Here is a 19775-nt window from a genome sequence, read left to right as displayed (position 1 = left end):
CGTAGTGGGGGAGCAGCGCGGTTGCGAGGATCGGCGCGGAAAGGCCGGAGGGAATGGCACCGATGCGCGCGATGTCCAGGCCCAACAGTTTCGCGAGGACGGTCGCGGCGGCGACCGCGACGAGGGAGAACGGAACCCTCGGGAAGAAGCGTCCGCCGATGAGGATCGCCACGGCGACCACCAGTGCGATCGTGGGTGTCAGGATCGACGGGTCCGCTGCGAACTTGCGAGCGGCATCGAACGCGGACTGCCACACCTTCTCGCCCTCGGCGCCGGAGATGCCCAGAGCGGCCGGGACCTGCTGGAGCGCGATGACGACGGCGATGCCCGCGGTGAACCCCTCGATGACGGGGGCGGGCATGTATCGCACGGCTCGGCCGACGCCCGCGAACGCCAGCCCGACCAGAACCACGCCCGCGATCAGCCCGACCGCGAGCACACCCGCCGGACCGTGCTGGGCCACGATCGGCACGAGGACCACTGTCATCGCCCCGGTGGGGCCGGACACCTGGAAGCGGGATCCTCCGAACACGGCCGCGACCGCTCCGGCGATGACCGCTGTCGCCAGGCCCGCGGCGGCACCGAGGCCGGAGCTGACACCGAAACCCAACGCCAGCGGCAGGGCGACCAGCGCGACGATCAGGCCGGAGAGCAGATCGGCGCCGGGTGCGCGGAGCGCGGGTTTCCACTCGCTCCACCGGGGCATGAGATCGGCGACCGACCGAACGGCGCCGGCGACTCGGCTACCGACAAGGCCGGTCGTGCTCGCGGGCCCGTTCGGGTCTCCCAGTTCAGACATGTGCAGCTTCCTCAGTGTGCCGGGAACCTCTTCAGCTTGTTAATTGCTAATGTTAGCAACTAACAACGATGGAATGTTGATATGTGTGACAGCTCAGACAGGGCCTTGGCTCTCAGGGCCGACCCGGCGGGTGGATTTGAGTCCCCGACGGCATGCCTCGAGCGCGGGAGGAAAGTGGTCCTGAAGCGCTACCTCGGAATCGGCTGCGACCTCGCGTAGCCGACTGCGGCGGGTGCAGACCCTGCCAGCGAGGGCATGTGCGTACCCTTGCCGCTCTCGGCTCCGGAGTTCGAACAGCCGCGGTGATCCCGTGAAGCGGCGCGTAGGAATACACCGGCCGATGCTCGGCCGGTCAGCCGGCGGAGTCGCCGACCAACGCTGCGGACTCCGGTTGCTCCGCGAGCAACTCGGCCTGGCCCGCGACGACGCCTGTGAGGATCCCCCTGGCGATCGTCAACAGATCCGCGATCCTCGGCGAGGTCAGCGCATAGGAGACCGACAGGCCTTCCCGCCTTGCCGTGACCAGCCCGGCGCGACGCAGGATCGACAGCTGCTGGGACAGGTTCGCCGGTTCGATCCCGACCTCGGGCAGCATCTCCGAGACGGCGTGATCTCGCTCACTCAGCAACTCGAGGACCCGGATACGTGCCGGGTGCCCCAGCGTCTTGAAGAAGTCCGCCTTCATCCGATAGAGCGGTTGGCTCGAGTTCGTGGGCATGGCGCCTCCTGTCGTCTTCGTCGCAGGAACACGGTCGTGCACCCTCACGCTCCGGGATCATCCCACACGATCGGGACTACTTGCGAATTTTAGCAATTTGCTTACCCCCGTGTTGCGGGCTGGTTCGGCCTCGTAACCGAGAGCACGACTCGCACACCCTTCGAATGCCGATCGTGTTCCGGTCTGCTTTCGGAAGTATTCCGAAAATGATTGTTGTATCGGCTTAGAGCGACCGGCAAATGATGATCACTTGAGTCGGCGAGTGGTAGGCCGGGCCGACCACCGGTAGTAGGTGCGCGCCCGATTGATCAACCGGCGAAGCACCGTCAGAGTGGCCGCCAACGCGAGATAGAAGTCGACGATCACGGCACGCTCATCGGTGCAGCGCCGCAGCTTGCCGAAGCCGTTCATCCACGAATGCGTGCGCTCGACCACCCAGCGTTTCCCGGCCTGGACCGGGGCCGGGACACCCTTGCGGGCGATGTCGTAGTCGTAGCCCAACTCGTCGAGCAGGTCCCGCGTCTTGGCCGAGTCGTAGCCACGATCGAGGTGCACACACGAGTGCTCCGGTAGCGGTCCGACCATGTCCGGAACCTGGCGGATCGTCGGTTCGAGCAGCGGTGAGTCGTGCCGGTTCGCGCCCGCCGACACCATCGCCAGCGGGATCCCACCGCCGTCGCACACCACCGAACGTTTGGTGCCCTGCTTACCGCGATCGACCGGGGAACGACCCGAAACTTCCCCACCGCAGGGGGATTTCGTGATCGATCCGTCGACCGACAGGTGATCGAGGTCGAGGCCGAGCATCCGGTCGTACGCGGTCAGCGCAGCGCGCAGGACCTCGACGCCGATCCCGCGCTCGGCCCATTGTCAAGGGACATGAGGGCGTCCCTGTAGGCGGACAGGTGGTGTCCCTGTGCGCGGACAGCTGATCTCCCTGTCGGCGGTCGGGGGTTCCCCCTTGAATGTGGACATCGTGAACACTGGATCGTGAAGATCCAGAGAAAGTGATGTCACAGATGGCGAAGAAGGCGTACTCGGCGGAATTTAAGGCCGATGCCGTCGCGCTGTACTTGTCCGACCCGAGCCACACGTTCGATGGCATCGGCAACGACCTGGGGGTCAGCCGGGAGACCCTGCGCAACTGGGTCCGCACCGAACGTAAACGCATCGGTGTGTCCGCGGTCGCGGACCGGCCCCGGCCGGGATCGGTGGGCGCGGTATCGTCCGAGTCTGTGTTGGAGGAAGAGAACAAGCAGCTCAGAGCTGAGATCCGGAAGCTCGAGACCGAACGGGAGATCCTGCGCAGGGCCGCGAAATATTTCGCGGGCGAGACGAACTGGTGAGGAGCCGTAACTTAACTACTGCCGGAATTGATCTCGTTGTCGTGGTCCCGGATCAGGCGCTTCAAGGCTTCGAGCGTGCGGGGAGGGTGGGTCCGGCGGAAGACGAGGACTCTTGCGAGCTCGGGCCCGGCGAAGGCCAGCATCGGCTTGGACCTGCCGGCGTGGTAGCTCAGCACGTTGCGCTTGCGGCCCATTAATTCGGCCGCGAGGGTCAAGGTGACGGTGTTACGGCTTCGGAGCACCGCGGCCAGGACACGGTGACGGTGATCGAGGGTGCCGAAGCCAGGGTTGCGGCCGCGGCCGTCCCTGCTTGCACTGTGCCGTTCGGCCTCGGTCAGGACTTGTTGACACGGTTCGAGCCGAAGCACGAGCTGGTCGAACTCTTCGCGTGTCAGGCCGGTCAGGACGGGATGGGTGAGGAGGAACGTCGCCTCGTCCGGGATCGGTGGCGGTGCAGGCTCGGGTGCGGGCCGGGCAGTTTGTACGGGGTCGTGTGGGGCGATCGTGTAGTTCCACTCGCCATGGAACTCGTCGCGAGTGACGCGCTCCATGATCGCTTTACGGTCGGCTCGGGTAAGTTTGCGGCCGGTGGGGTAGGTGTTTTCGTCCAGCACGGCCTTGATGGTCAGTCCGGTGCGGGTCCGGGTCGCCGAGATCGTCTGGATCAGTACTTCGTAGCTGGTCAGGGGCCGGCCGCGCAGGCTGTGGGTGATGCGGGAGAACAGGCGATGTTCGACCTTGTTCCACTTCGATGTCCCGGGCGGGAAGTGGGCGACCGTGACGAACAGGCCGGACTCGTGGGCGAAGGCAGCGAGGTCCATCTTGAACAGGTGGGAGTCGGCGGAGTTCGCTCCGCCGGAGTCCGCTGTGACCAGCAGCCTGCCAGCGCCGGGGTAGTCCGCCTTGCCCTGGTCATTCCACCAGCGGCGCAGGGACTCCACTGCGAAGGCGGCGGTGTTGCGGTTGGTGCCCACGTTCACCCAGCCGGTGTCCCGTCCCAGGTCGTAGACGCCGTAGGGGATGGCGATCGGGGTGTCCGGCCCGGTGAAATCATGGTCCGGAGCGGTGATCGGATTGCCCTTGGGGCGGTAGGCGCGGCCGGGACGGGCGAACTCGCCGATCGGTTCCTTCTGCTTGGCGTCTACGCTCACCACGGGCAGGCCGCGGGCCAGGAAGAGCTCGGCGGCCGCGTTGATATGGCGGAACTGGGCGTCACGGTCCGGGGACTGCGAGCCGGCCCGGGTCTTGGCCATGGCTTGCAAGCTGAATCCCATCTCTCGCAGCAGCCCGCCGACCACCGGAGCACTGACCGGATGTCCCGCATCGCTCAGCTCTCGGGCCAAGTCCCGCAATGACGCCGTGGTCCAGCGTAATGCAGACACCGGATCACCCACCTCCCGCGGCTCGATCAACGTCTCGAGCGCCGGCCGGAGACCAGGGTCTCGCACAGCAGCCGACCTGCGGCCGCCGCCTGACCGACGCGTCCGGCCCAATGGCTCTGCCCCGCTGGCAAGTTCGGCGCATCCCCGCGCGACGGTGGACTCCGATACCCCCGCCAGCCGGGCCACCGCCACGATCCCGCCGTGTCCCAGCGCTGTGGCCTCCGAAGCCAGATACAGACGACGCTGCCGCTCATCCAGATGTGGTAGCAACGCCGCGAACTTCACGTCCAGGACAGCCCGGTCCTTCTCAGAAATCCTCACAACAGACCACGTATCACGGCACGCACCGCAGCTGCCCAAAACCGTCAGTAATTTACTGACGGCTCCTGAGCCGCTTCCAATTCGTCGACGACCACCGCAACACCTTCCCGGTGAAGTGGCTGTGCCAGATCCTCGAGGTCTCCCGCTCCGGCTTCTACCGGTGGCGGGCCTCGGTGCCGGCGCGGGCCGAACGCACCCGCGCCGATCAGGAGTTGGCCGAGCAGATCCGAGTCATCCACGCCGACTCCGACGACACCTACGGGTCCCCACGGGTGACCGCCGAGTTGCGAGACGCCGGCGTCGAGGTGAACCACAAACGAGTCGAGCGGGTGATGCGCGAGAACGGGATCGTCGGAGTGCATCTGCGCAAGACGGTGCGCACCACGATCCCCGAACCCTCCGCGACCCCCGTGCCGGATCTGCTCCGGCGGGACTTCACCGCGAGCGCACCGAACATCAAGTACGTCGGCGACATCACCTACCTGCCGGTAGGAGACGGGCAATTCCTATATCTAGCAACGGTATTGGATCTGAATTCGAAACGGCTGGCAGGCTGGTCGATCGCGAACCACATGCGCACCGAGTTGGTCACCGACGCGCTGCGGGCTGCGGCCGCCGCCCGTGGTGCCACCGGGCTCGACGGTGCGATCTTTCACTCCGACAACGGCGCCCAGTACGTTTCGAAGGACTTCGCCGATCTGTGCCGTGAACTGGGGGTGACCCGGTCACGGGGTGCGGTTGGTACCTCGGCGGACAATGCTGCCGCCGAATCGTGGAACGCGACATTGAAACGGGAAACGTTGCAAGGCCGGAGACACTGGAACGGTGCGGGTGAGGCGCGTGCCGCGGTCTTCCGTTGGATCACGCGTTACAACAGCAGAAGGAGGCATTCCGCTCTCGGTCAGATCTGTCCGATCGATTTCGAGCAGCGATCCGCTATGCTGGCCGCTGCCGCATAGGAATTGGTGTCCACGTCTCGGGGGGTGCCTCTCTATTGTCAAGCCGCCCTGTCGGATTCTTTTTCGCGTTGCCGGGGGAAGCGCTTTTCGTCGGCAAGCATGATGCGCCAGACGTGATCGGACAGGTGCCGCTTGAGACTGCGGGTCGCTGCGCGGGGACTCTTGCCCTCGGCAATCTTCTTGTCGTAGTAGCCACGGCCGGCGCTGGCGGGCATCCGGATCTGGACCATCGCGATGGTGTAGAGCGCGCTGTTGAGTTGCCGGTCCCCGTACCGGGACAGACGGTGCCGATCGGTGTCGGCGCTGGCGATCTGCACCGGTGCCGAGCCGTTGTAGTTCGCGTACGCAGCGGCGGTCGGGAACCGGCTCGCTCGTCCCGTTCGGCCGATCAGGCAGGCGGCGGTCACGGGACCGATGCCGTCGATTTCCCGTAGGCGGGTGCCGTGCGCGTCGAGAGCGTGGGTCATCTGCTTCTCGTTCGCGGCGAGCTGACCATCAAGACGTCGGATGTCGGCGATCAGATCCCGGCACAGCCCGACACGGATGCGATCGACCTCACTGCGGGCACGGAAGCCCCGCAACAGTGCGGTGGCCGTGGCCGCGGTCAGCGAGGTCGGCGCGCCGCCGGCCAGCAGCTGCCGAAACAATGCATGCAGTTGGTTGACGATGCGAGTGCGACTGCCCGACAGGTTTGTTCGACGCTCGTCGAGCAGGGCCAGGACATCGGTCGGGCCTTCGGGGTCGACCGGTCGGGCGTCACCCTGCAGGGCGGCCACACACGCGGCGGCGGCCGCGTCGATGCGGTCGTTCTTGCGCCGCCCGCCGCGGGAGAGTTGCCGGACCCGGGCGGTGGAGGTGGTCGGAACGTCGAGCACGATCTCCCCGAGGGTCAGTAGCCACTGTGCGAGGTGGTGCCCGAGCCCCTCGGCGTTCTCGATTGCCCACTGGCGTTGCGGCCAGGTCTTGGCCCAGGCGATCAGCTTCTTGTAGTCGGCGAGGGTGGCGTCGATGCGGATCGAGCCGAGGTCGGTGTTGGTGACGGGGTCGACGGCGGTGGCGGTGTGGGTGGACTTGTGCGGATCGATGCCGATGACGATCATGGAAGACGGTTCCCTTCTCTGCCGGGGTTGGGGATCCGCGGAGGACAATCCGACTTCAAGTACCTCTCACAGCAGCTTGGGGTCACGCCTCTCTCCAGTCACTCCGCGAACGCAGACCGGAAGGGGCGACACACCCCCTGAAAGTCAACCCGCAGGATGGCGGGTGACAGGAAGCCCCGGAGTCAGCCCTTCCGGTCTGCTACGGCACGTTACGGGCAGCTAACCCGATCACGGACCGGTGACACGAACATAAGTCGGAAGCCCCGATTCCGAGACGGTGCGCGGTGGCGATGGCACCGGCCATCTTCACCCCCATCCGAAGCACCTGCTCGAGCGGCAACGGCCCGTCGTGGCGGATTCGTGCATCCAGGGATCCCTGAGCGTGATACGGCATCACCAGGAAGGGCCGACCGTGATCGGTGATATCGACGTGCAGGACATTGACGATGTGTGGGTGGCCGGTCAGTCTGCCGGCTGCGCGCTGTTCCCGCAGGAACCGCGCCCGATTCTGCTCGTCGAGGTCGGCGGTGAGGACCTTCACCGCCACCGTCCGGTCCAGCGACGTCTGCGTGCAGCGGTAAACGACGCCGAAACCACCCCGGCCGATCTCGTGGGCATCCTCGAACCCGGCCGCCGCAAGCTCCGCCACGACCGAACCTGGCACCTCGCGCTGCGTCGCGGACGGATCGACATCGGCCATCGCTATGTCAATTCATCCGAACCGGGCACTACCGAGGAAGGCACGGCTGCTTACCTTTCGATGAGATACCCCTACAGTATCGCCGACAGTGGGCGCCCGCCCGACGTCTCCATCAGATTGCATGGGCACCTGGAATCCAGATCAACCCTCGCGCGACTCGGCCCTCGCGGCCCACAAGCCGGATCCGGCAGTACCTCTACAGTCCCATCACGCGCTAAAACTATGCGCCAGAATCGGATCCACCGAAAATTGATACTCCGGCAATCCTTTCGGGCACCTCAGGTATGGAGGCCGTCGAGTTTGGTGAGAACTTGCAGCATCACCTCGTCGGCACCACCGCCGATGGATGTCAGGGTCATGTCCCGAAGGAAACGCGCGGTCCAGGTTTCCTCCATGTAGCCGAGACCACCGTGGTACTGCAGACAGGTCGCGGCCACCTCGCGGGAGAGCCGGCCGATCTCGAGCTTGGCCACCGTCGCGTAGCGGGTGGTGTCCTCGCCGCGCATGTAGGCCTCGGCGCAGGCGTAGTTGTACTGCCGGAGCATGTCGAGGCGGGCGTAGAGCTCGGCGAGCCGGAACGCGACATGCTGATTGTCGATGAGGGCCTTACCGAACGCGGTCCGCTGCTTGAGGTAGTCGCGGGTACGGTCGAGGGCCTGCTGCAAACCGCCCACCCGATCGTAGGCGGCGCTCATACGCTCGTTCTGGAACTGGGTCATCTGCTGTTGGAAGCCGCGGCCGATCTCACCGATGGTATTGGTGACCGGTACCCGCACGTCGGTGAACGTCAGTTCGGCGGTGTCCGAGGACCGCATCCCCAGCTTGTCGAGCTTGCGGGAGACGGTGAAGCCGGGCAGGTCGGTCGGCACGATGATCTGCGACAAGCCCTTCGCGCCGGGTTCGTCGGAGGTGCGGGCGAGCAGGCAGATCCAGTCGGCCTGGGTGCCGTTGGTGATGTAGAGCTTCGATCCGTTGATCACCCAGTCGTCGCCGTCGCGCACCGCGCGGGTGCGCAGCCGCGCGACATCGGATCCGGCGTCGGCTTCGGTGACGGCGATCGAACACACCGCCGTGCCGGCGATCGCCGGTGCGAGGTAGGTGCGTTTGAGGTCGTCACTGCCGAAGCGGTGCAGCGCCGGGGTGGCCATATCGGTCTGGACGCCGATGGCCATGGGGACACCGCCGGCGTCGATCCGACCGAGTTCTTCGCGCAGGATCACGGTGTACAGGTGATCGGCGTCCTGTCCGCCGTACGCGCTGTCGTATTCGAGACCGAGCAGGCCGAGGGCGCCGAGTTTGGGGAACAGATCGTGGGCCGGGAAGCTCCCTGCGGCTTCCCATTCGTCGACGTACGGTTGAATCTCCTTGTCCACGAACTGGCGGACCATCTTGCGGAACGCGATGTGTTCCTCGGTGAACATCACCATGATCGGTGATTCCTCTCTGTCTTCTCTGTCTTCGTCGACCCCTGAGGGATTGCCGCAGGTGCCTGGCGTGGCGGTGGGCGGCAGCCGAGCAGGGACCGGTTGAGCCGGCCGGCTGTTCGTCCGGCCCCTGCTGCGGTTCGTCTAACTCGTCAGGCCGAGGCGGTCGCGGAGCCACCGGCCCGCGTTGGCGATCGTGGTGTCGGCCTCTGCGGATTTGCCGGCCATGAAGAGGTAGACGTGCTGTTGTCCAGGTTGAATCTCCAATGTCACGTCGACGCCCGCGTCGCGTGCCTTGTCATGGAACCGTTCGGCGTTGTCCTGCAGCGTTTCCGCGTCACCCGCGCTGACGAAGACGGGCGGCAGCCCGGTCGGATCGGCATACAACGGGTTAGCGAGCGGTTCGGTCCGCGGGGTTTCACCAAGGTAGAGCGAGACCATCAGCTCACTGACGTCACGGGAAACCAGGGCCTCACTGTCGGCGTTACTCTCCATCGTCTTGCCGAGGTTTTCCATATCCAGCCATGGGGAGAAGCCGATTATGGCGGCCGGGAGCGGCTCGCCGAGCTCGCGCAACTTCAGGACGGTAGTGATGGCAAGGTTTCCTCCCGCCGAGTCCCCCGCCGTAGCGGTGTTCTCCGGCCGGTAACCGCTGGCGCGCAACCACTTGTGCACGGTGATGAGGTCGTCGATCTGGGCGGGAAAAGGGAACTCCGGTGCCAGTCGAAAGTCCGGAATGATCGCTTGGACTCCCGCGGCCTTGGCAACGTGCGCAGCAAGCTTGCGGTGGCTGGCTGCGGATCCGGTCACGCAGCCTCCCCCATGGGCATACACCAGGACGTGGTCATTGCTGGCTCCAGCTGGTGTGGCGAGAATTGCGGAAACTCCTCCGGCGTCGATGCTTTCGTACGTGACATCGGTTGGCTCGGCCGCGAGGGACTCCAGGCTGTCGAGCATATTGCGGAGCGTGGCGATGTCCATCTCCGGATTGGCTGCCATACGCGCGGACATCGCGGTGTAGCTGTCCTTCAACGCATTAGGAAGAGCAGTACCCATGTTGTTCTCCTGTCGCTCGGTCACGATTTTTTGGTAAGAGTGAAGCCTTCGAAGCCCTCGTCGATGCAGGCTTGGCATTCCTGCCGGTAGGCTCCGGCGCCGGCGAAGTAGAACAACACCGCGTGCGGCTTTCCGGGAATGTTGTCTCCGAGCCACCAGATGCGCTCGGCCTTGACCAGAACTGTTGCGTTGACGATGTCGTCGAGGTGCTTGCGCCATTGCTCGACCGCGTCGGGATCGGCCTCCATCTGTTCGATCCCATTGTCGTGCATGTGCTGCAGGGCGGTCCCGATCCACTCGATGATCCCCTCGGCGACGACAGGGATGTTGGCGAAGGGCGTCTGAGGTCCGCCCACCATGAACATATTGGGAAATCCGTCCACACCGATCCCGAGCTGCGTGCGGGGTCCGTGCTCCCACTTGGAGCGCAGCTCCACGCCGTCGCGGCCTCGGATGTCGATCTGGTTCAAGGTCCCGGTCACCGCATCGAACCCGGTGGCGAAGATGATGATGTCAGCCTCGTACTCGTCGTCACCGACCCGGATCCCGTTGGGCGTGATCCGACTGATCGGGGTTGTGCTCACGTCCACGAGTCGGACATTGTCGCGATTGTAGGTCTCGTAGTAGTAGTGCCCGAGCGGAGGCCGCTTGCTGCCGATCGGATGGTCTTTCGGGCAGAGCAGTTCGGCGGTGGCGGGATCCTCAACGACCGTGCGGATCTTGTTCCGGACGAAATCCGAGACGATCTTGTTCGTTTCGTCGTTGACGAGGATGTCGTCGAAGGTTTCGAAGAGGAATCCGAACCCCCCGATCTCCCAAGCGCGTTCCAGGATCCGTTGTTGCTCTTCGGGAGTGACGTCGGACCCGGTGCGACCGGCGGGGTCCATGGGGAAGCCGTAGAAGTGCTGGCGTGCCTGCTCCCAGATGGCGTCGTAGTTTGCCTTGATCGCGCGGTCCTCGAAGTCGGTGAGGATGTCGTTGCGTGCGGGTAGGGCCCAGCTCGGGGTGCGCTGGAAGACGGTGAGCTGGGCGGCCTCACGCGCGACCAGTGGAATGATCTGCACCGCCGTGGCCCCGGTACCGACGACGGCGACCCGCTTGCCGGCGAAGTCGACGCCCTCCTTCGGCCACCGTCCGGTCAGGAACCACTGGCCCTCGAAATCGGCGAGCCCGTCGAAATCGGGTAGGTAGGGCTGCGACAGCGGTCCCGTGGCCGTGATGAAGTACCGGCAGGTGTAACTCTGCCCCCGATCAGTAGTGACGGTCCAGGTGGTACTGGCGTCGTCGAAGACGGCCGATTCGACCCTCGTGTCGAATTCGATGTCGCGCCGCAGATCGAACCGGTCGGCCACGTGTTCGAAATACGACAAGGTTTCGGGCTGGGTCGGATACCGCTCACGCCACCGCCAGTCCTGCTGCAGCTCCTCGGAAAAAGAGTAGGCGTACACCCAGCTTTGGCTGTCAGTGCGGGCTCCGGGGTAGCGGTTCCAGTACCAGGTTCCACCGACGTCGGAGCCGGCTTCGATCACTCGTGCCGACAGGTCCAGGCCACGCAGCTCCTGCAACATCCGCAACCCGCTGAAACCTGCGCCGACGACCACCGCATCGAAGTCGGTAGACCTCGGCTGGGTGGCATCTCGGTGCGGGTCGGTCTGTATCGACATGTCTGGCTCCGTTTCCGTCCGTGCTCGCGGCGCAGGCGCCTGAGAATGACTGTGTTCCGGGGATCAAATCGACCCCAGCAATTTTCTGGGGTGTCAGCTCGCGGCTGGATGTGTGCTGTTGACGCTGCCCGTTGAGCACTGTTCGCGTCAATAACGCAGAGGTCGTTGGGTGATAGGAAACCCAGATCGGGTGCTACTCAAATGATGTCTAGCCTCGGTAATTCTCGGGCACGAGACTTCGGATGAGGGCCCGGTCAGTCGAGCCTCCCTGACGAATAGGAGTGAGAACGATGTCCCTGCGTCCGGAACTCGGTGGTGTCGCGCCCTTGACCATCAATCTCGTGCAGCGCGTCTGCCTCGGTGATCTGCCGACACGCGCGACGCAGCAGTTCCCGCACCGGCCAGCGGTCGTCGACGGTAACGCCGTGCTGACCTACAGCGAACTGGAGGCCCGGTCGAACGCCGCCGCCGCTGGACTGCTCGACCTCGGTCTACACAGGGGCGACGTGGTGGCGATAATGATGCCTAACTGCTGGGAGTTCCTGGTGACGTTCTTCGGCTGCGCGAAGATCGGCGCGGTGTGTATGCCGGTCAATACCGGTCTCACGGCCGAGGGCGTGGCATTTCAGTTCGACGACGCCCGTCCGGCCGTGGTTGTCGTCGAGGAATCGCTCGTGGCACTGCTCGAAACGGCCCTTGCCGCGTTCCCGACGACATCGTCGGTACAACGCGTCGTGACGGCACGTGCGGACAGTCCGCGCTCCGAGCTCGCCGGCATCCCGGTGATGCCGTTCGCGGCGCTGATAGACGCGACGGTTCCCCCGGTCGAGGTCATAGTTGAGGACCGAGATATCGCCCAGTGCCTGTACACCTCCGGTACTACCTCACGTCCCAAGGCCGTCCTGACCAGCCATGTTGCAGTGATGATGGCCGCGCTGAGTACTTGCGTGCAATTTCGGCACGAACGGGGAGATAGTTGCTCGGTTTTTCCCATCGTGCTGCCTCTATTTCACGTCACTGCCCTGAACTGTCTGACGTTGCCGGTGCTGCTTACGGGTGGGACCGTGGTGCTTCACCGTAGCTTCGACCCGAATGCACTTCTGCATGATCTCGCCGCCAGACAAGTCACTCATTTGATGCTGCTGCCGGTCATGTGGGGTCAGCTGGTGGACGCGGCGGGCAAGGGAGCGCCCGGCAGCGAGAACGTACGAATGGCGATCTATGCCATGGCTCCGATGAGTCAGCAGCGCCTGGACGAGATACGCGAGGTGTTCCCGAACGCCGATGTCGTGCTCGGATCCGGCCAGACCGAGTTCACCCCGCCGTCGGTGCTGCAGTGGCCGTCGCATCAGTGGGACAAAAACGCCTCATGGGGCACCGCCGTCATCACCACCGACGTGCGCATCATGGGGCCGAACGGCGAGCTGCTGCCGCGCGGGCAGGAAGGCGAGATTGTCTACCGCGGCCCGCAGGCGATGCAAGGCTACGGCAACAATGAGGCGGCCAATACGGCTGCCTTCACGCACGGGTGGTTTCACAGCGGCGACGTCGGCTACCTCGACGACGAAGGCGTCTTGTGGTTTACCGACCGGATCAAAGACATCGTCAAGTCCGGAGGGGAGAACGTCTCCTCCGTGGAGGTCGAGCGAGCCCTGCTGGGCCATCCGGACGTGGCCGATTGTGCGGTCGTCGGGATGCCGGATGACCGGTGGGGCGAGAGCGTGACAGCAGTAGTGGTCCCGGTCCCCGGCCGAACAATCGCCGACGACGCAATCCGCAGCTTCGCGAAAGAGCACCTGGCCGGATACAAGGTACCGAAACGCGTTGTCGTAGTGGACGGACTGCCCAAGACCAGCACCGGCAAGATCCAGAAGCACCGAGTGCGCGCGCAGCTCGAGTCGCGGTCTCAGTCGTAAAGACAGAGTCTGCTGACTCCATAGAGATAACCGGAGATCACCAGAAGGTGCGGCACGTCTCACTCGGACGCGGCTCATCGGACGAACGATCGAATCGGTTCGCCGCTAAAACGATTCCGCTGTCTTCTGCTGAACCAGACTTCATCGCGGTCGATGACCACCCCTATTCCTTTCAGGCATCGGCTCTCGCGCGAATCACAGAAGAGCTGCCCGGCTATGGAGGAGCCTTCGGGGACGCGGCGACTGGACGAATGCGTAACACGACCCTTGAACCGCAACTGCCGTCAAGATCGAACGCATTCCGTCACCGATGCGCCGACAGATCACCTCGGCGTTCTCGGCAAATGCGATCTCATCATGTCGTGTCTGGCCAGACTGACAGGCGACGGTGATCGTTGACGGCGCCCACGCCGATCAATGGCACGATCCTTGCAGGGTTCCGAGAACCATCCACCAAGCGCTCCGCGCGGCGGCATCACCACGTCCTCGAACCTCGCCGTGAACTCCTATCTGTCCACGGTTTCCACCGGCGGGGGACGCACCCTGTCGACCGTCGCGTAATTCCGACTTGTATGAGTGTCAGCGGTTCGTGATCGGGTCGGCTACCCGTAGCGTTCCGTAGCAGACCGGAAGGTTTGACTCGAGTAATTCCTGTCACCCGCCCATCGGGTTGACCCTCCTGGGGTGTGTCGCCCCTTCCGGTCTGCGTTCGCGGAGTGACTGAAGAGAGGCGTGACCCCAAGGGCTGTGAGAGGTACTTGAAGTCGGATTGTCCTCCGCGGATCCCCATCCGAGAGAGAAGGGAACCGTCTCCCATGATCGTCATCGGCATCGATCCTCACAAGTCCAGCCACACCGCCACCGCGGTCGACCCGGCCACCAACACCGACCTCGGCTCGATCCGCATCGACGCCACCCGCGCCGGCTACACGACCCTGATCGCCTGGGCCACGACCTGGCCGCAGCGCACCTGGGCGGTCGAGAACGCCTACGGTCTCGGCTATCACCTGGCCCAGTGGCTGCTGACCCGCGGGGAGATCGTCCTCGACGTCCCGACCACCGCCACCGCCCGGGTTCGGGAACTCTCCCGCGGTGGACGACGCAAGAACGACCGTATCGATGCGGCCGCGGCGGCATGCGTCGCTGCCGCGCAGGGTGATGCCCGCCCGGTCGATCCGGAGGGTCCCGTCGAGATTCTCGCCCTGCTCGATGAACGACGAACAAATCTGTCGGGCAGCAGAACTCGCATTGTCAATCAACTACACGCGCTGCTGCGACAGCTGCTCGCCGGGGGTGCCCCGACCTCGCTCTCTGCCGCGGCGGCCATCGCCCTGCTGCGAAACTTCCGGGCCAAGAGTGCGGTCGACCGGATGCGGGTCGGGCTGTGCCGGGACTTGATCGCCGACATTCGACGCCTCGATATCCAGCTCGCCGCGAACGAGAAGCAGATGTCCGCGACCCTCGACGAGCACGGCACCCACCTACGCGAAATCGACGGGATCGGTTCGGTGACCGCCGCCTGCCTGATCGGCCGCACGAGACGCGCCAGCCGATTTCCGACCGCCGCGGCCTACACGACCTACAACGGGTCGGCGCCGGTGCAGATCGCCAGCGCCGACACCGACCGCCACCGACTCTCACGCTACGGCGACCGGCAGCTCAACAGTGCGCTCTACACCGTCGCTGTGGTGCAGATCCGAATGCCCGCCAGTGCCGGACGTGCCTATTACGACAAGAAGATCGCCGAGGATAAGAAGCCCGCCGCAGCGAGGCGCGCCTCAAACGTCACCTATCCGATCATGTCTGGCGCATCATGCTCTCCGACGAAAGACACCGACTTCGACCAGATGAAAATCAATCCGCCAGGGCGGCTTGACAAACAGAGAGGCACCCCAGGGGTTTCCGTCACGGAATTCCCCATGTCCGGGTGTGCTGAGTCGAGGGTAGCCGGGCCGGTGCCTGGGTTGGTTCAGTTCGCGGTCGCGGTGCGGTTCCCGGGGCGCTTGCTTGGCCGGTAGGACGGGCCGTCCATCAGGATTTGGTGGCTGGTGTTGATCAACCGATCAAGCAGGGACTCGGCCACGACCGGATTCGGGAACAACGGAGATGTTGCCTCCGCCAGGCGATGGTTGCGACCGGCACATAACACTCATCGATCATCGATCAGAGGCTTGATGTCCAGCGGTCATCGGATGCAGGTGGGCGAACGAGTGCCCCGTCCACCTCACCGTCGTCGGGCACGCTGAACTGCAGGGCGAACCTCAGTTCCCGAAACTTGATCGACGATGCCACATGTGTGTCGCGGAAGGGGCTTAGCGGCGGCTCGAACAGCTTCCGGTGGCATTTCACCCCCGGAGGAGCCCAACCGTGATTGCGCGGCCGGCCTCACCGGCCACATGAACCAGCTGGACCGCCTGCGCCAAATCGCGAATGATGTTCAGGGCTTCTCAATAAGCATGTGTTCCACCGGGTGCTTTCGAACTCACGCGGCGAGCGGTTCGGCAGAATCGCACCGACGTCACGTTCAACCGGGATGATCTGCGACATCTGAGGCTGCACGATGTAGAGCTTCGGCGCTGCGCGACAGAGATGCCTTCTTCGGCGGTGGCAGCAAAGATCCGCTGTGACCGCGGACAAGTCAAGTCGACACGGTTACCGCGGTGAACCAGAGCATACGGAGCGGACCGCACCTGAGGAATAGGCTTGAAGTGCTCATTGATAACCCGATTGAATGAGACGAAATCCCAATAGCCCGATATGAATTCGAGTACTGGCATGACTCGGCAGGCAACATAGCATCGTTGTATCAATCGATACGACGACGATGAGGTCACTGATGAGTCGAATGGATGGAAAAGTCGCATTTATTACTGGTGCCGGCCGCGGCCAGGGTCGAGCACACGCGCTGAGACTCGCCGAGGAGGGGGCCCACATCATCGCCCTCGACTGCCCGAGCCAGGGCGCAATCCCCCACCCCCTGGCGACCGAAGACGACCTGAACGAGACCGTGAGATTGGTGGAAAAGCTCGACCGGCGCATCCTGGGTGTCGTGGGAGACGTTCGAAATCAGGCCGATCTCGACTCAGCAGTCGAATCCGGCTTAGCCGAGTTCGGTCGGATCGATGTTGTGGTGGCCAACGCCGGGGCATGGAGCATCGGCCCGTTCTGGGAAATTCCAGAGGAGCAGTGGAGGGACGTCGTCGACATCGATCTGCTCGGTGTGATGCGCACCTTGAAGGCGGTGACCCCGCACATGATCGAGCGCGGTGCCGGTTCCATGATCGTCATCGCGTCGGTGAACGGCCGGGAGGCAGGGACGAACTACGCACACTACGTCAGTGCCAAGCACGGCGCCCTCGGCCTGATGAAGGCTGTGGCGCTTGAACTTGGGCCGCACGGCATCCGCTGCAACGCGGTGCTTCCCGGTGTCGTCAGAACGGCAATTCTGGATTGGCAGGGGGGCTGGGACCTGATGGCTGGCGGTCCCGGACTGGGCACCCGGGACAGTATGGAGTCAGGCGGCAAGGCGTATGCCCTGCTGAAGGACGTCGGAATGCTCCCCCCAGAGGCGACCAGCGAGGGTGTGCTTTGGCTAGCCTCTGACGAGTCGCGTTATGTCTCAGGCCAGGAGCTGGTGATCGACGGTGGCCACATGCTTCTGCCAGGGCTGAATATGGCCAACATCGCCGCAGCGGCCGCCGAGCAGAGCTGACGCCTGACAGGAACGGCTGTGTCGGTGCGGGCTCGTCACTACTGACGAGCCCGCACCGGTTACGGTGGCTGTGGCAGGTCCACGATAGTGGGACCACGGATTCCACGAATTTATCGAGGTGGGCGGCTAATCGTTCTATCCCCGCTCTCGATACCGGGTGGCGCCGTCCGATTCGGCTCGACGGGCATCCGGTGACACGCTGGCCGGATCCGATGGAGCAGAACGTCTTCCGCCACTTCACCATCTTCGTGTCCGGCGGGTGGACCTCACGCGCACTCGCCCGCCTCACGACCGCGGAATCTCCACGATCACCTCGTTTTCGGTAGTTCCCACCGCTGTGTCGCATACGTATTGCGTATGAGTCAGTGCACCCTGCTGGCAACGGCGGCCGCCGCGGTGTATTCCGGTGGCCCGCCACTGCCAAAAATGGCGATCAACGAGGACATCGACGGCGATTCGGTCGGTGGTGCGGAGATGCACGCCCGGGTAGCAGAAAATCTCTGCAAGTCCGGCATGGCGTCCGGCCTGACAGGCTACCTCGTCGCAAAGGAACGCGACGTGCTGCGCCTCGGCTGGCGGGGGTCAACGAGTCGACTCGACAGGAACACCGGTCGGGCCGCCGATCTTGCGGCCGCAAGGACAGTGGGCTGCGGTGAACTACTAACGCGGTGAACTACTTGTGGAGCATGCTCGCGCCTTTGCCGGGGGCCGTGAGATCGCTCTGGAACGTGATCGCGGGCTTCTCATCGGCGATCGACATCCGATCGGTCACCTGAGTTGCACCAGGTTGGCCGATTTTCGAAACTGATCCTACATTTGTGCTGGTGACAGCGGTGCGGGTCCAGGAAATGGCACACTAAACGGTCGGTAGACTCCGGCCCGTGGCCGCTTACATCCGCAAAGTCCGGACCGCCTCGGGAGCAACCGCGGTGCAGATCGCAGCCAAACAAGGCCGCCGAGACAAAGTGCTCGAGCACCTCGGCTCTGCCCACACCGACAGGGAACTCGCCGCCCTCCTCGAAACAGCCCGCGAGAAACTGCTCGCCGGCCAGCAACAACTCGACCTGGACCTCGGCACGAACACCGGCGGAGCATCGATGATCACCGGCAAACGGTCCCGTTGGCTGATGGAGGTCATCGACACCGCGTGGCGGCGCCTCGGGTTCGACGTGATCGACAACGAGGCATTCTTCCAGCTGGTGGCAGCCCGCATCGTCGAGGCGACCTCCGTCGCCGACACGGGCAGAGTGCTCGGTGAGATCGGCATCGCCCCCGCACACCGCAACACATTCGTGCGGACCCTGCGGCGCTGCACCGCCCACGGCTACCGCGACCACGTCGCGCAACGCTGCTTCGAACACGCCGCCGCAGGAGATCTGAACCTTTTGCTCTACGACGTCACCACCTTGTATTTCGAAGCCGAGAAAGAAGACGACCTGCGCAAGGTCGGGTTCTCGAAAGAACGTCGAGTCGATCCGCAAATCGTGGTCGGACTCCTCGTCGACCGCAACGGATTCCCTTTGGAAATAGGCTCTTTCGAAGGAAATCACGCTGAGACCCGGACGATTGTGCCGATCGTGCGCCAGTTCCAGAAGCGTCACGGCATCGAAGGCGTGGAGATGGTCATCGCCGCCGATGCCGGCATGTTGTCGGCGGCGAACCTGAAAGACCTCGACGCTGCCGGACTGAAGTTCATCGTCGGGTCACGAGTGATGAAAGCACCGTCGGATCTGGCCAGTCATTTCCACTGGAACGGCGACGTGTTCACCGACGGGCAGGTCATCGATACCGTCACCCCACGGCACGCGAAGAGCGTGGTCAACGACATCGCACGCCGCGCTGAACCGGTATGGGACCCTGTCGACACGTCGGCGTGGCGGGCGATCTGGGCGTACTCGACCAAGCGCGCCGTACGGGACAATCAGACACTCAACGCTCAGGAGGAACGAGCGAAGTCCGTCATCGACGGGACCCGAGCTGCCCGATCGCCGCGATTCGTCAAGACCACCACGAAGGGGAAGACTCTCGATACCGACGGTATCGCCAGGGCTCGTTCCCTCGTCGGACTCAAAGGTTACGTATCGAATGTTCCTGTATCACTGATGAATCCGCGGGAAGTGATGGAGAAGTATCACGATCTGTGGCAGGTCGAACAGTCATTTCGGATGTCGAAGACCGACCTGCGGGCGAGACCGATCTTCAGTCACAAGCGAGATTCGATCGAGGCGCACTTGACCATCGTGTTCGCCGCGTTGGCGATCTCGCGTTACCTGCAGGCCGAGACCGGGATGTCGATCCGGAAGATCGTGCGTAGCCTGCGTCCGCTGCAGGAAATCACTGTCACGATCGCCGGCCACGAGCACACCGCCCTCGATCCACTCACCGACGACGCCGCGAGCATCCTCGATTCCCTCGAAATCCCGAATCCCCGGTCAGGGTTGGCACACTAAACTGGTGCAACTCAGGTTGGACGCCGCAGCGTCGTTGGGTTCTCGACAGTCAACAGTGGGCGCTGGTTCCAGCTAACCTCGGGCTTTCACACTGGCCATACCCCGGCCGCGCGTTGATCATGAAGAAAAGCACTCTGAACTGGGATACTATGGCTTACCGAAGGCCGATATTCGCTGTTTCGAGGAGCACTTTTCTGGCGGGCGAGTCAACTTCGTGGTCCCCGACGC

General features: G+C 64.1%; 11 protein-coding genes and 6 pseudogenes. 7 read left to right on the top strand and 10 right to left on the bottom strand.

From position 1 onward, the window contains the following. From Q8814_RS04015 to Q8814_RS04005, 3 genes and pseudogenes are all read right to left on the bottom strand, one after another. A partial coding sequence (locus tag Q8814_RS04015; protein WP_330150720.1) for a SulP family inorganic anion transporter occupies positions 1-799 on the bottom strand: 799 nt, incomplete at its 3' end. 352 nt (positions 800-1151) lie between these two features. Beyond that, entirely contained in the window at positions 1152-1517 is a 366-nt protein-coding gene (locus tag Q8814_RS04010) for an ArsR/SmtB family transcription factor (RefSeq protein ID WP_330150719.1), read from the bottom strand. A gap of 246 nt (positions 1518-1763) precedes the next feature. Further along, a pseudogene (locus Q8814_RS04005) lies at positions 1764-2387 on the bottom strand (transposase); the annotation flags it as partial. 149 nt (positions 2388-2536) lie between these two features. Between Q8814_RS04005 and Q8814_RS04000 the strand changes: the two are divergent. Continuing rightward, positions 2537-2842, top strand: a pseudogene (locus Q8814_RS04000) (transposase); the annotation flags it as partial. A 32-nt stretch (positions 2843-2874) separates the two neighbouring features. On the opposite strand, the gene Q8814_RS03995 reads toward Q8814_RS04000, so the two are convergent. Then, entirely contained in the window at positions 2875-4566 is a 1692-nt protein-coding gene (locus Q8814_RS03995; protein ID WP_408015826.1) for an ISAzo13 family transposase, read from the bottom strand. A 62-nt stretch (positions 4567-4628) separates the two neighbouring features. On the opposite strand from Q8814_RS03995, the pseudogene Q8814_RS03990 reads away from it, so the two are divergent. Continuing rightward, a pseudogene (locus tag Q8814_RS03990) lies at positions 4629-5525 on the top strand (IS3 family transposase); the annotation flags it as partial. Positions 5526-5563: 38 nt separating this feature from the next. On the opposite strand, the gene Q8814_RS03985 reads toward Q8814_RS03990, so the two are convergent. The 5 genes and pseudogenes from Q8814_RS03985 to Q8814_RS03965 all read right to left on the bottom strand — a co-directional run bounded on the left by Q8814_RS03985 (position 5564) and on the right by Q8814_RS03965 (position 11469). Then, complete coding sequence (locus tag Q8814_RS03985) at positions 5564-6625, bottom strand: IS110 family RNA-guided transposase (RefSeq protein WP_330150718.1); 1062 nt, start codon at positions 6623-6625, stop codon at positions 5564-5566. A gap of 250 nt (positions 6626-6875) precedes the next feature. Further along, a pseudogene (locus tag Q8814_RS03980) lies at positions 6876-7325 on the bottom strand (protein kinase domain-containing protein); the annotation flags it as partial. A 278-nt stretch (positions 7326-7603) separates the two neighbouring features. After that, positions 7604-8749, bottom strand: a complete 1146-nt coding sequence (locus Q8814_RS03975) for an acyl-CoA dehydrogenase family protein (RefSeq protein ID WP_330150721.1) — start codon at positions 8747-8749, stop codon at positions 7604-7606. 144 nt (positions 8750-8893) lie between these two features. Beyond that, a complete protein-coding gene (locus Q8814_RS03970) occupies positions 8894-9829 on the bottom strand; it encodes an alpha/beta hydrolase (protein WP_330150716.1) in 936 nt (311 codons plus the stop codon). Beyond that, a complete protein-coding gene (locus tag Q8814_RS03965; RefSeq protein WP_330150715.1) occupies positions 9826-11469 on the bottom strand; it encodes a flavin-containing monooxygenase in 1644 nt (547 codons plus the stop codon). Before Q8814_RS03965 ends, Q8814_RS03970 begins: the two co-directional genes overlap by 4 nt. Before the next feature lie 326 nt (positions 11470-11795). Between Q8814_RS03965 and Q8814_RS03960 the strand changes: the two genes are divergently transcribed. Beyond that, entirely contained in the window at positions 11796-13385 is a 1590-nt protein-coding gene (locus Q8814_RS03960) for a class I adenylate-forming enzyme family protein (RefSeq protein WP_330150714.1), read from the top strand. Between the two features lie 815 nt (positions 13386-14200). Further along, positions 14201-15261: pseudogene (locus Q8814_RS03955) on the top strand (IS110 family RNA-guided transposase). Between the two features lie 93 nt (positions 15262-15354). Here the strand turns inward: Q8814_RS03955 and Q8814_RS03950 are convergent. After that, positions 15355-15486: pseudogene (locus tag Q8814_RS03950) on the bottom strand (ATP-binding protein); the annotation flags it as partial. 735 nt (positions 15487-16221) lie between these two features. Between Q8814_RS03950 and Q8814_RS03945 the strand changes: the two are divergent. The 3 genes from Q8814_RS03945 (at position 16222) to Q8814_RS03935 (ending at position 19547) form a co-directional block, all read left to right on the top strand. After that, positions 16222-17097, top strand: coding sequence for a mycofactocin-coupled SDR family oxidoreductase (locus Q8814_RS03945; protein WP_330150712.1), 876 nt, complete (start codon positions 16222-16224; stop codon positions 17095-17097). A gap of 426 nt (positions 17098-17523) precedes the next feature. Next, the gene (locus Q8814_RS03940; RefSeq protein WP_330150711.1) at positions 17524-17769 is read left to right on the top strand and encodes a hypothetical protein; all 246 of its coding nucleotides are present in this window, start codon (positions 17524-17526) and stop codon (positions 17767-17769) included. A gap of 209 nt (positions 17770-17978) precedes the next feature. Beyond that, positions 17979-19547, top strand: coding sequence for an IS1634 family transposase (locus Q8814_RS03935; RefSeq protein WP_330150710.1), 1569 nt, complete (start codon positions 17979-17981; stop codon positions 19545-19547). Positions 19548-19775: the final 228 nt, after the last annotated feature.

It is taken from the genome of Rhodococcus chondri, from assembly GCF_036327435.1.
Taxonomy (GTDB): Bacteria; Actinomycetota; Actinomycetes; order Mycobacteriales; family Mycobacteriaceae; genus Rhodococcus; species Rhodococcus chondri.
Note: the sequence above shows the minus strand (reverse complement) of the source record. Positions and strands in the feature narration are given on the sequence as shown.

Excerpts from the sequence above, each read along its gene's own strand:
- Q8814_RS04010 (WP_330150719.1), bottom strand. The coding sequence starts at position 1,517 with ATGCCCACGAACTCGAGCCAACCGCTCTATCGGATGAAGGCGGACTTC.
- Q8814_RS03965 (WP_330150715.1), bottom strand. The coding sequence starts at position 11,469 with ATGTCGATACAGACCGACCCGCACCGAGATGCCACCCAGCCGAGGTCT.
- Q8814_RS03940 (WP_330150711.1), top strand. The coding sequence starts at position 17,524 with ATGGCGATCAACGAGGACATCGACGGCGATTCGGTCGGTGGTGCGGAG.
- Q8814_RS03985 (WP_330150718.1), bottom strand. The coding sequence starts at position 6,625 with ATGATCGTCATCGGCATCGATCCGCACAAGTCCACCCACACCGCCACC.
- Q8814_RS03945 (WP_330150712.1), top strand. The coding sequence starts at position 16,222 with ATGAGTCGAATGGATGGAAAAGTCGCATTTATTACTGGTGCCGGCCGC.